This window comes from Stenotrophomonas sp. GD03877 (assembly GCF_029840555.1).
GTDB lineage: Bacteria > Pseudomonadota > Gammaproteobacteria > Xanthomonadales > Xanthomonadaceae > Stenotrophomonas > Stenotrophomonas geniculata.
Genome location: NZ_JAOCCT010000001.1, coordinates 77,398 through 88,737, shown reverse-complemented (window position 1 = coordinate 88,737; position 11,340 = coordinate 77,398). Strand labels below are relative to the sequence as shown.

At 67.4% G+C, this 11,340-nt stretch carries 9 protein-coding genes and 1 other RNA gene; 6 read left to right on the top strand and 4 right to left on the bottom strand.

Translation table 11 applies throughout. From position 1 onward, the window contains the following. Positions 1–12 precede the first annotated feature (12 nt). Positions 13–459: a division/cell wall cluster transcriptional repressor MraZ gene (gene mraZ, locus N5D20_RS00335; RefSeq protein WP_004143635.1), complete on the bottom strand. Its 447-nt coding sequence runs from the start codon at positions 457–459 to the stop codon at positions 13–15. A gap of 323 nt (positions 460–782) precedes the next feature. On the opposite strand from mraZ, the gene N5D20_RS00330 reads away from it, so the two are divergent. Together N5D20_RS00330 and N5D20_RS00325 are read left to right on the top strand one after the other, a co-directional pair. Continuing rightward, positions 783–1,535 (top strand): NRDE family protein, encoded by a 753-nt coding sequence (locus tag N5D20_RS00330; protein ID WP_043397934.1) that lies wholly within the window; start codon positions 783–785, stop codon positions 1,533–1,535. Positions 1,536–1,636: 101 nt separating this feature from the next. Beyond that, the gene (locus N5D20_RS00325) at positions 1,637–2,116 is read left to right on the top strand and encodes a DM13 domain-containing protein (protein WP_010481944.1); all 480 of its coding nucleotides are present in this window, start codon (positions 1,637–1,639) and stop codon (positions 2,114–2,116) included. 89 nt (positions 2,117–2,205) lie between these two features. Here the strand turns inward: N5D20_RS00325 and rnpB are convergent. Next, an RNA gene (rnpB, locus tag N5D20_RS00320) (RNase P RNA component class A) lies at positions 2,206–2,557 on the bottom strand. 134 nt (positions 2,558–2,691) lie between these two features. Beyond that, positions 2,692–3,510, bottom strand: a complete 819-nt coding sequence (gene rsmI / locus N5D20_RS00315; RefSeq protein WP_005412235.1) for a 16S rRNA (cytidine(1402)-2'-O)-methyltransferase — start codon at positions 3,508–3,510, stop codon at positions 2,692–2,694. Between the two features lie 81 nt (positions 3,511–3,591). On the opposite strand from rsmI, the gene N5D20_RS00310 reads away from it, so the two are divergent. From N5D20_RS00310 to N5D20_RS00295, 4 genes are all read left to right on the top strand, one after another. Continuing rightward, positions 3,592–5,313, top strand: coding sequence for a penicillin-binding protein activator (locus N5D20_RS00310; RefSeq protein ID WP_019661062.1), 1,722 nt, complete (start codon positions 3,592–3,594; stop codon positions 5,311–5,313). Continuing rightward, complete coding sequence (locus tag N5D20_RS00305) at positions 5,303–5,671, top strand: YraN family protein (protein ID WP_029379788.1); 369 nt, start codon at positions 5,303–5,305, stop codon at positions 5,669–5,671. Before N5D20_RS00310 ends, N5D20_RS00305 begins: the two co-directional genes overlap by 11 nt. Positions 5,672–5,781: 110 nt before the next feature. Beyond that, positions 5,782–6,417, top strand: a complete 636-nt coding sequence (locus N5D20_RS00300) for a metal-dependent hydrolase (RefSeq protein ID WP_279914644.1) — start codon at positions 5,782–5,784, stop codon at positions 6,415–6,417. After that, entirely contained in the window at positions 6,414–7,799 is a 1,386-nt protein-coding gene (locus N5D20_RS00295; protein ID WP_279914643.1) for an FAD-linked oxidase C-terminal domain-containing protein, read from the top strand. The genes N5D20_RS00300 and N5D20_RS00295 overlap by 4 nt, the downstream gene beginning before the upstream one ends. Before the next feature lie 205 nt (positions 7,800–8,004). Here the strand turns inward: N5D20_RS00295 and N5D20_RS00290 are convergent, their stop codons facing one another. Beyond that, positions 8,005–11,220, bottom strand: a complete 3,216-nt coding sequence (locus N5D20_RS00290; RefSeq protein WP_279914642.1) for an autotransporter outer membrane beta-barrel domain-containing protein — start codon at positions 11,218–11,220, stop codon at positions 8,005–8,007. Positions 11,221–11,340 lie beyond the last annotated feature (120 nt).

Sequence of the window (11,340 nt, the reverse complement as noted above, 5' to 3'; positions counted from 1 at the left end):
GGGCACCCCGGCTCACAACTTCAGGTCGAGCAACCCATCACCCAGATCCTCGTCAGACAACGTCTGCTGGATCAGGGCCCGATGCGCCTGCTCGCTCCACAATTCGAACTTGTCGCCCATACCGAGCAATACCGCCTTCTTCTCAATGCCCACCGCACCGCGGTGGCTGGCGGGGATGCTGATGCGACCGTTGCCGTCCAGCTCCAGATGGGCGGCCGAGCCGACCAGCTTCTGCTGCAACAGGCGCACGACGCGCTGGGTGTTGGGCTTGGACATGACGTCGTCGCGGACCCGCTCCCATTCCGACTCTGCATACAGCCACAGGCAGCCGGCTTCGAACGGGTTGTAGGTCAGCACGAGACGGTTGTTGCTGGCGCGCGCGACGAGGTCGCGGTAAGCGGTGGGAACCGCCATGCGCCCTTTATCGTCAACTGTGATGGCCGTCTCGCCCTGGAACACGACGCGTGCACCTATCCTTCGCCCGGTGAAACATTGAACCACGAAAACCCACAAAACACCCGGATTTCCCTCTGATGCCCACCTTAGCAGCGGCCGAAGGGTTGTCAACAACTTTTCAGCGGGGAAATCGCCAGCCGCATCAATGGCTTGCAACAACCTTTAGAGAATTGTTCAAGGCTTATCCACAAGTTGCTGATCCGTCTCAATTTTTGAGATTGAACGGAAGTTCAGGGCTGTGGACAGAGCGTGAAACATCGCCCGCGCATTCATCCGGGACGGGCAGGAAGCGGCGCCAGACTGCGCAAACCGTGCACAATGAGGCCATGTGCCTGCTCGCTCTTGGCTGGATGCACCACCCGCGCTGGCGGCTGGTGATGACCGGCAACCGTGATGAGTTCCACGCCCGCCCGACGGCGGCGCTGGCCCCCTGGCAAGATGAGACCTCCGTCATCGGGGGGCGCGACCTGCGCTCCGGCGGTGGCTGGGCCGGCGTCGGTGCCGGCGGCCGCATGGCGGTGGTCACCAATGTCCGCGATCCGCTGGCCGCCCAGACCGGTCCTTCTCGGGGCGCGCTGGTGGCCGACTTCCTGCGCGGCCGCGACCCGGCCGCCGTGCATATCGACCGACTGGCAACGGTGGCCGGCGCCTACGCCCCATTCAACCTGCTGCTGGCCGACGGCCACAGCCTGGAGTTCCTGGGCAACCACCCTGCCGAGCGCCAGCGCCTGGGCCCGGGCGTGCATGGCATGTCCAACGGCGCGCTGGACGCGCCCTGGCCGAAGACCCGGCGGCTGATGGCTGCGCTTGAAGCCTGGTTCGAGGCCGGCGATGAGGACCTGACCCCGCTCTGGGCCGCCCTGGCGGACGAACATCGCCCCGCCGACAGCGACCTGCCCGACACCGGCATCGGATTGGAACGCGAGCGCTGGCTGAGCCCGGCCTTCATCCGCGGCGACGACTATGGCACCCGCGCCAGCACGGTCCTGCTGATCGATGCCGAAGGGCACGGGCAGATCCACGAGCGTCGCTTCGGCCCGCAGGGTGTCGCCCTCGGCCAGAGCCAGGTCGATTTCTGACCCTGTACCTGTTTTCTGTGTCTATAAATGTCTGCACGCACGCCACACGATGACCCGGCGCGGTTCTGCCGCGCGCCTCACCGATCCACAGGGAGTCATCGATGCGCCGCGTTCTCGTACTTGTCGTCACCCACCTGCTCGCCCTCGGCCTGGGCTTCGGCCTTGGCATCTACCTGCTGCCGATCCTGATCGCCCCCGACGACCCGCCGGTCGCGCAGGTACAGGCGGCGATGGGCGACGCCCGTTACCACACCACTTTCCGTCGCGACCTCAAGGGCAGCGACGCCGTGCACTGGGCCGACGGCAAGGTCAGCGTCAGCCCGCGCCAGGTCGCGTTCGACGGCAAGATGGGCCCGGGGCCGGACTACAAGGTCTACCTCGTGCGCGACTTCGTCGACAACAAGGCCGATTTCCTGAAGATCAAGGCACAGGCCCAGCGCATCGGCGAGGTGAAGACCTTCAACCGTTTCCTGGTGGACGTGCCTGAAAGCGTCAACGTGGACGATTACACCACCGTAGTGGTGTGGTGCGAACGGTTCGAGCAGTTCATTTCCGCCGGGCAGTACCGCACGCCGGGTTGAACAACATCCCAAGCATCTGGGCGGAGAGCAGCCGAGCATGGCTCGGCTCCACTGTAGAGCCGAGCCATGCCCGGCTTACCGTAAGAAAGAGGCGGAGCCGGCCGATAAGCCGGGTTCTGTCGTGGACAGTCATTCCTCTAGGCGTTACGTCACCGCAACGCTCAAGCAACCTACCCGGATCCAACGCGGGCCGCGCCAAAGGATCCCTATTTGGTCTTGCTCCAGGTGGGGTTTGCCGTGCCGGTCTGTTGCCAGACTCGCGGTGCGCTCTTACCGCACCATTTCACCCTTACCGGCCTTCCGAAGAAGACGTAGGCGGTATCTTTCTGTTGCACTTTCCGTCGGCTTGCGCCGCCCAGGCGTTACCTGGCACCTTGCCCTATGGAGCCCGGACTTTCCTCGGCACCCCCGAAGGGATGACGCGACTGTCTGGCCGGCTCCGCCAGCGCACATTCTAGCCTACGCACGTCCTTCCTGCCGTGCTGATCGCGGCATCCGGTTCATCCATCCACGCATGGCGTGGATCTATTGCCATCTCCGCTCTGATGGGTGCGGACCTTGGTCCGCACGATCCATCAACTCCCGTACAACGCCTTGCGCGGCGCGCCGGTCAGCTCGGCCGCCAGCTTCGCCGCGGTCGACGGCGGCAGATGCTCGCTCAGCTTGGCGTAGACACGGCGGCCATGCGCCAACTGCGCTTCCTCATCGTCGCCGGCACCCTGCACCATCACCACGAACTCGCCCTTGCGCTGGTTCTCGTCGGCTTCCACTTTGGCCAGCAGCCCCGCCAGATCGCCATCGAGCACGGTCTCGAACAGCTTGGTCAGCTCGCGCGCCAGCACCGCCGGGCGCTCGCCGCCGAAGATCGCGGCCATGTCGGCCAGCGACTCGGCGATGCGATGCGAGGATTCGTAGAACACCATCGTGCGCACTTCACCCGCCAGCGCCTGCAGCCGGTCGCGGCGGCCGCTGGCCTTGGCCGGCAGGAAACCTTCGAAGCTGAAGCGGTCGCTGGGCAGGCCGGCCACGCTCAGCGCGGCGATGGCGGCACAGGCCCCCGGGATCGGGCTGACCTTGATGCCGGCCGCGCGCGCGGCACGCACCAAGCGGAAACCGGGGTCACTGACCAGCGGGGTGCCGGCATCGCTGACCAGCGCCAGCGACTCACCGGCCTGCAGGCGCGACACCAAGCGCTGCGCCAGGGCCTCTTCATTGTGTTCATGCAGGGCCACCAGCGGCTGCTGGATGCCGAAATGGGACAGCAGCTGGCCGCTGCGGCGGGTGTCCTCGGCACAGATGGCCGCCACCGAACGCAGCACCTCCTGCGCGCGCGGGCTCAGATCGGCCAGGTTGCCGATCGGGGTGGCGACGACGTACAGGGTTGGGACACTCATTTCAGCGGTACTCACGGGGCAAGGGTAGAATCGTAGCGTGTACCCGGCCAAGGCCGCTGCCCTCATCGCATGGACCCGATCATGAACAAGCCCGCCGCACGGATCTCCGCCCTGTCGCTGTCGCTGATGCTGCTGGCCGGCTGTGCCACCACCAGCCTGACCAGCGCGCCCGAATCGCCGGCCCAGAGCCAGGCGCTGGCGCTGATCGAACAAGGCAAACCGCGCGACGCCGCCCTGCAGCTGGAAGCGCTGGCCGCAACCCTGAAAGGTGGCGCCCGCAGCAACGCCCTGGCCGATGCCGCCTGGGCCTGGCACCTGGCCGGCGACAGTGCCCGCGCACGCAGCCTGCTCGGCCAGCTCACCGCCCGCCAGCTGTCCGGCGCCAGCCTGCAGCGCTACCAGCTGACCGGCGCCGAGCTGGCACTGGCCGACAAGCAGCCGGCGCAGGCCCTGGCCCTGCTGAAGGAACAGGGCGACAACGTCTTCCCCGCGCTGCGCACGCGCTGGCACGTAGCCCGCGCCAACGCGCTGCAGGGCACCGGCGATGCCTTCGGTGCCGCCACCGAGCGCGCCCGCGCCCACGCCAGCCTGACCGGCAGCGCACGCAGCGAGAACCAGGCCGCCATCGCCGGTCTGCTCGGTACGCTTGACGACGCCACCCTGCGCAGCCGTGCCGCCGCGCTGCCGGCCAACGACCCGCTGTACAACTTCGCCGGCCGTGCACTGATCGCGCGTGGCCTGCCGCTGCCGCGCCCGTTCGACCGCGATGGCGCCGCCCAGTTCGATACCAGCAAGCGCCCGCCGGCCATGAGCGACGGCTACCGTCCGCCGGCCAAGCTGGCCGTGCTGCTGCCGCTCAGCGGCCGCCTGGCCACCGCCGCGCAGCCGGTGCGTGATGGCCTGCTGGCCGCGTACTACGGCGAGACCCGCCGCCGCCCGGACATCAACTTCATCGACACCGCCGGTACCCCGGCCGGTGCGCTGGCCGCCTATGACAAGGCCGTCGCCTCCGGCGCCGACTTCGTGGTCGGCCCGCTGGGCCGCGACGAAGTGGATGCGGTCTATGGCCGCCAGCAGCTGCAGGTGCCGGTGCTGGCCCTGAACCGTGGCAAGGACGCGCCGCCGGCCGGCAGCGCCGGCTTCTCGCTGGCGCCGGAAGACGACGGCATCGTCGCCGCCGAATACCTGCGTGGCCGCGAGCGCGGCAAGGCGTTGGTGATCAACAGCGCCGACGACACTGGCCGCCGTGCCGCCGCTGCCTTCGCCCAGCGCTTCGCCCAGCGTGGCGGCCAGGTGGTGGCCACCGTCGGCGTCAGCGACGCGGTTGGCGATGTCGGCGCGCAGGTGCGCAATGCCGGCCAGGTCGATGCCGTGTTCCTCGCCGTGCGCGCGCCGCAGGCCCGCCTGCTGGCGCCGCAGCTGGCGCTGGCCGGTGCCGGTGGCGCCACCCGCGTGGGCACCTCGCAGCTGACCGTCGGCAGCGGCAAGGTGGAAGAAGACGTGGCGCTGGACGGCATCGTCTACCCGAACGAAGCCTGGAACGTGCGCAGCGTGTCCGGCCTGCCCTCAGCCAGCCAGGTCGCCAGCACCCTGCCCAGCGCACGCGGTGCCGCCGGCCGCCTGTTCGCCTTCGGCGCCGATGCCTGGAAGATCACCGCCTACCTGGACAAGCTGTCCAACGAAGGCGGCCTGGACGGCGCCACCGGCACCCTGTTCCTGGACAGCAACGGCAACATCCTGCGCCAGCCGGCCTGGTCCACCTTCAATGGCGGCCGGCCGATGCCGATCGTCGGTGGTCGCTGAGCGCAGCCAACGGGGCTCGGCGGTGGAAGCCGCCGCCGAGCAGCATCTGCAACAGGCCGGACTGCAGCCGCGTGCGCGCAACGTGCGTTATCGCGGCGGTGAACTGGACCTGGTGATGGACGACGCCGGCACCGTGGTGTTCGTGGAAGTGCGTTACCGCGCGCGATCCGATTTCGGTGGCGGTGCGGCCTCAGTGGATGTGCGCAAGTGTCGACGCCTGGCGCATGCCGCGTTGTTGTACCTGCAGGACCATCCCGCGCTTGCCGATGCGCCCTGCCGTTTCGATGTGGTGGAAGCCACGGGTGAACCGCCGCAGTTGAACTGGCTGCGCGATGCGTTCCGGCTGGATGATTGCTGATGTGTACCGTCCGCACTGGTAGAGACCGACCTTGGTCGGCGCTTCTGTGCCAACCAAGGTTGGCACCTACCAGCGCGCAGCCTGGCCGGCACGACCATGGTGCGTGACTGATGCCTTCGATCATCACTCATGCCGCTGTGCCTTTGGCGCTGTGGTGCGCCGCGGATCGTGGCCGCATTCCGGCACGGCTGCTGGCTGCCGGTGTGGTTGCCGCGATGCTGCCCGATGCCGACGTGCTGGCCTTTGCCCTGCACATTCCCTATGCCGATGCGTTCGGCCATCGCGGTGCCAGTCATTCGTTGTTGTTTGCCGGGGGGTTGGCGGTGTTGGCAGCGTTCTTTGGTAGCGGCCGACCTTGGTCGGCACCACACAGCTCCGGTAGTCGCCGACCTGGGTCGGCGGTTTCGTGCCAACCAAGGTTGGCACCTACCCAGCGAGGGTCAACGTTGGCGTCCACCGTACAGGCGGCGGTGTTCGTCTTCATCTGCGCCGCCAGCCATCCCCTGCTCGACGCAATGACCTCCGGTGGCCTCGGCGTTGCCCTCGCCTGGCCGTGGAGCGAACAGCGCTTCTTCGCCCCGTGGCGGCCGATCCGCGTTTCACCGTTTGCGCCGCAGTTCTTCAGCGCGCGCGGTATCGCCACCCTGCTCTCTGAACTGCGCTGGGTCTGGCTGCCGCTGGCCGGCGCCGTTGTTGCCTGGAAACTGATCCAACCCGCTCCTGCTGCCCCAAGAGATCTGTCATGAGTACTGCCCTGCCCACCGCATTGATTGCCGAACTGTCTGCCCTGCTGGGAGCGGAGGGCTGGCGCATGGATGACAACGCGCTGGAGGCGAACGCGCAGGACAACTCGTGGCGCCACCAGCGCCCCGCTGCCGTCGCGCTGCCCGCCAGCGTCGAACAGGTGCAGGCACTGGTGCGCGCCTGCCGTGCGCATGGCGTGGCGCTGGTCGCGCGCGGCGCGGGCACCGGCACCACCGGCGCTGCCGTGCCGTTGCCGGGCAGCATCGTGCTGTCGTTCACCCGCATGGACCGCATCGTGGAGATCCGTGCCGGTGATCGCTGCGCCGTGGTGCAGCCGGGCGTGCTCAATGGAACGCTTCAGCAAGCCCTGGCACCGCACGGCCTGTTCTGGGCGCCCGATCCTTCCAGCGCGGAGATCTGCAGCGTGGGTGGCAACCTGGCCTGCAACGCCGGTGGCCCACGCGCGGTGAAGTACGGCACCAGCCGCGACAACGTGTTGGGCCTGGTGGCTGTCACCGGCACCGGCGAGGTGATCCGCTGCGGGGGTGCCTACACCAAGGATTCCACCGGCTACGACCTCACCCACCTGCTGGTGGGCAGCGAAGGCACGTTGGCGCTGATCGTGGAGGCCACCCTCAAGCTGACCCCGCTGCCGGTCAGCCAGGCCGGTCTACGCGTGCTGTACCGCGACGCCGACGCGGCGGCGGCAGCGGTATCTCGCCTGATGTCGCAGCCGGTGGTGCCCACGCGCCTGGAATTCATGGATTCACGCAGCCTGGAGCTGTTGCGCCTCAATGGTGCTGACGTACCCGAGGCAGGCGCGATGCTGCTGGTCGAAGCCGATGGTGACCACGACACCCTGCCCTACCTGCTGCAGGCACTGGCCAGCGCCGCCGAAGGCGACGGCATGATCGAGCTGGACGTGGCGATGGAAGGCCGTGCACGCGACCAGCTGTGGGCCGCACGAAAGGCCTTGTCGCCCGCACTGCGTACCGTCGCGCCCGGCAAGATCAATGAAGACGTGGTGGTGCCGGTGTCGCGCATTCCGGAACTGGTGGCCGGCGTGCAGGCATTGGCACGCGAGTACACGCTGACCATCGTCACTTTCGGTCACGCCGGCAACGGCAACCTGCACGTCAACATTCTCTACCACCCGGACGACGCCGACGAGAACACACGCGCGCATGCCGCGCTGCCGAAGATCTTCGAACTGACGCTGTCGCTGGGCGGCACGTTGTCGGGAGAACACGGCATTGGATTGGCCAAGCGCGATTTCATGGCACAGGCGTTCAGCCCGGCCACGCTGGCGACGATGCGCGCGATCAAGACCGCACTGGACCCGGATGGAATTCTCAACCCGGGCAAGGTGCTGCCGCCGGTGTGATGCTGGCCGGGCATGAACCGGCGCTACCAAGGCGTGCAGCTGTAGAGCCGAGCCCACGCTCGGCTGCTCTTCGTTCAGATCACGATGCACCCGCGCTTCGCGCGGTGAGCCGAGCATGGGCTCAGCTCTACAGAGGTCCGCGTGCCGGAAGGGTTGGGGTCGGATCCCATTGCCAAGCAATGGGCTCCGACCCCGGCACGCCCGCTTACCAGGCCATGCGCACGCCCACCTGGCCACCCACGTTGCGGTAGCCATGGTCACCGCGCTGTACACTCAGGCCGCCCCATGCGCCCCAGCGCTGGCCCAGCTTCAACTCGGCACCGGCCTGCACTTCATAACGATTGCGCGGCACATCCGCGCCCAGCGTGTCATCGTTGAACTGCAACGTGCTGGTACCGCTGCCGCGCAGCCAGTTCACACCCAGGTACGGCTGCACGGTGTTGCCACCCGCAATGCCATGGCCGAACACGCGCACGCCCAGGCGCCCGCTCAGGCCACCTGCATCCGCATGGTCGACAACCGTGCCATTGCTCTCCACGTGGCGATCCGCACGGTAGTCCGCATACGTCAGCTGCAGCTGCGGCTGCACGTAGAACGAACTGCCAGCACCCTGCCGCACATTGAAGGTATGGCCCATCTCCAGTGACGCAGTGGCCACACGCGCATCATAGTGCTCCGGCTCCAGGCCGATACCCTGCACACGGTTGTCGAAGCGGCCAAACTGCATGGCTGCGTCCACGTAGGCACCGCCGGTTCCTTCTGCATCCTGCAGCCAGGTGCCGTACACGCCCAACGCAGTGCCACGCACACGCCCCTTGGCGCTGTAGCCGGTCAGCTCGGATAGCACACTGCTGTCAGCGCGCCCGTTGCCCAGCATCACACCGAACGCGGCGTTGCCACGACGCAGCAGATCACTGCCGATCTGCAGCACCGAGGTGTTGCCATCCACCGACAGCTGCCCCCCCACCGCAGTGAAGTCCGCATTGCTACGACCCACGCGTGCCCAGGCAGTGCGCTCACCCGTGAGGGTGCCGGTGCGATCATGCATACGATGCGCGAACATGTTCACCGCGGCCGACTGGTTCGCCAGATAGGCACCGGCTTCCGGGCGCAGTACCGGCGGCGGCCGGATCGGATCCACGATGCCGCCACCGTCCTCGCCCTCGCCACCTTCAATCGGGTCCGGACCCGGGCCCGGGTTCACCACGCACCCCGGCGCACCCGGGTCGTCCTCGCAGACATCGAACCACTGCGAGCGCAGGTACCAATGGCCATCGGTGGGATCTGCCACGCCGCCCTGGAACAGGAAGTACTCGTACGAACCACCCACGGCACGCCCGGTCAGCGCATAGCTGGCCAGCGATGCGCCGTCCACTTCGATCAGCTGGATGCCATCCACGGTGGGCGCCCCCACACCGCCGATGTTCCTCACCGCAATCAAGGCATCACCAGAGGTATCACCACGCACGTGCAGGCGGTCGATGGCCGAATCATCGCCGGCCAGCGCGCCCTGGAGCAGGAACGTGGCGCCTTCGCTGTGCAGGTCGCCGTCCACGGTAAGCGTGTTGAAGCGGCCGCTGCCGTCGGACAGTGCCAGCGTACTGTCGCGCACCTGCAGATCATCCACCGTGGCATCGCCGGTCAACGTCCACTGGCTGCCGCTTTCAAGCGCGAGCGTCTGCACCAGATCGGAAGACCCCTGCCACAGCGCGCCATCCGCCAGGCGTACGTGCACCTCGGACTGCGGCACCAGCCCGGCATCTTCATCCTCGGGGGTGATGACGATATCGCCGTGCAACTGCGAGCCCCCTTCCAGCGCCACGTCGAAGCGGCCGGCCACGGCAGCATCCAGTGCCAGGCCGATGCCGTTGCCACCGGACACCACCACGCCATTGCTCAACGTCAGCGCAGGGTCGCGGCTGCTGCGCAACCAGATGCCACCGTGCTGCGCACTTACCAGCGAGCCGCCATCGATATTCATGCGGCCGTTGTCGTTGATCACCGCCGCCCAGGCACCCTCACCCTCGGTACGCACGTGGGTGTTGGCCAGCGTCATTTCGCCCACACCACCGGAGAGCACACCATGCGCGCCCTCACCGGTGGTCAGCACGGTGCTGTCCACAAGATCGATGCTGCCGCCCTTTCGCGCAACAGCCCCTATCGCGTTGTCGCCGGTGGTGCTCAGCAACGTGCCACGGGAATCGATGCGCGGGCGTACCGCGCCACTGACTTCCGCGTACAGCGCGTGGCCTGACGCACCCGTGGTGTGGACCTCCGCGCCTTCCAGCGTCACCGCACCGCCGCGATTGTCGATGCCAACCCGATTGTCACCTTCGCTACGGACCACACTGCGCAGGAGTTCCAACGTTGCCGAGTCGTAAACTGCAATCGTGGCCGCCCCTCCATCACCCAGCAGTTCGGATCCCTCGACATGGGCGGTAGTCCCCAGCCCTGAGAGCCGCAGCGCCCCGTTCGCCGCATGCACACGACTGCCCGTCAGCTCCAGCCGCGCACCACCAATCGCGCTGATGCCATAGTCACCGCGAACATCCACCGATTCCAGTCGCATGCTCCCACCGTGGGCTTCGACGGCCGTGCTCCCTGCTGCAACTGCGGTAACGGAACCTCCAAGCAAGGCGACGTCGCCGCCACCTGCCAGACCGGTCCCCAAGCCCTGCACCGTGATGTGCACATTGCGCAGCTCGCCGGTACTGCCTGCGTGGATGGCGACGCCAAGACCTGCACCCTCATGGACAACCTGTGTGTCCTGCAGGTGCAGGGCGGCGCCCGAGTTGGCCAGGGCGACGTAGTTCCCCGCGCCGCGGCTGACCAGGGTGCTCCCTGCGATCCGTGCCGTACTGCCCGCACCACTGACCATCACCGCGTTGGCATTGCTTCCTTCCACGGTGATCGCACCGCCGCCCAACTCCAGAACACCGCCGCCGCTGACCATCACGCCGTGGGCGCCATTGCCACGGGTGAGAATGTCTGCGTGGCCAACGCTGGCACCGGAACCCACAACGTTCATGCCGTGACTGGCTGAACCCTGTGTCTCGATGCTGACCCTGGCGACCTGGATCGCACCGTCAGCGCCGGAAATGGACACACCTGCTGCATTGTCGCCACGGGTGGTGATGGTGGCATCGGCAACGTACAGGCTGCTGCCTGCGCCTTCCACGCGGATGCCAGCGGCCCCATTTCCCTCGGTGGCCAGCACGACCGCATCGTTGGCAGTGATGCGGCCGCCATTGAGGACATGGAACGCATGCGCGTCGACACCGGTGGTGGAATAGCTGCCGCCAGCGGGATTCTCATGGGTGCCATCAGCCACCACCTGCTGAGCCTGGACGGCAGGAGAGACGAACAGCGCACCCGCCAGGGCGATCACGAGGGGATGGTGGTGCGGGGAAGCAGTGCGCATTCGAGGTCTCCGGGAAGTGGCCGACATGCTCGCGGCACGACCAACGCCCCACTATCGAATCCGTTGCAATCACGGCTGCGTCCGAATGTCGCAGATCGCAAGGCCCCATATCCGCGCCTT

Excerpts from the sequence above, each read along its gene's own strand:
- N5D20_RS00330 (WP_043397934.1), top strand. The coding sequence starts at position 783 with ATGTGCCTGCTCGCTCTTGGCTGGATGCACCACCCGCGCTGGCGGCTG.
- N5D20_RS00325 (WP_010481944.1), top strand. The coding sequence starts at position 1,637 with ATGCGCCGCGTTCTCGTACTTGTCGTCACCCACCTGCTCGCCCTCGGC.
- rsmI (WP_005412235.1), bottom strand. The coding sequence starts at position 3,510 with ATGAGTGTCCCAACCCTGTACGTCGTCGCCACCCCGATCGGCAACCTG.
- N5D20_RS00310 (WP_019661062.1), top strand. The coding sequence starts at position 3,592 with ATGAACAAGCCCGCCGCACGGATCTCCGCCCTGTCGCTGTCGCTGATG.
- N5D20_RS00300 (WP_279914644.1), top strand. The coding sequence starts at position 5,782 with ATGCCTTCGATCATCACTCATGCCGCTGTGCCTTTGGCGCTGTGGTGC.
- N5D20_RS00295 (WP_279914643.1), top strand. The coding sequence starts at position 6,414 with ATGAGTACTGCCCTGCCCACCGCATTGATTGCCGAACTGTCTGCCCTG.
- N5D20_RS00290 (WP_279914642.1), bottom strand. The coding sequence starts at position 11,220 with ATGCGCACTGCTTCCCCGCACCACCATCCCCTCGTGATCGCCCTGGCG.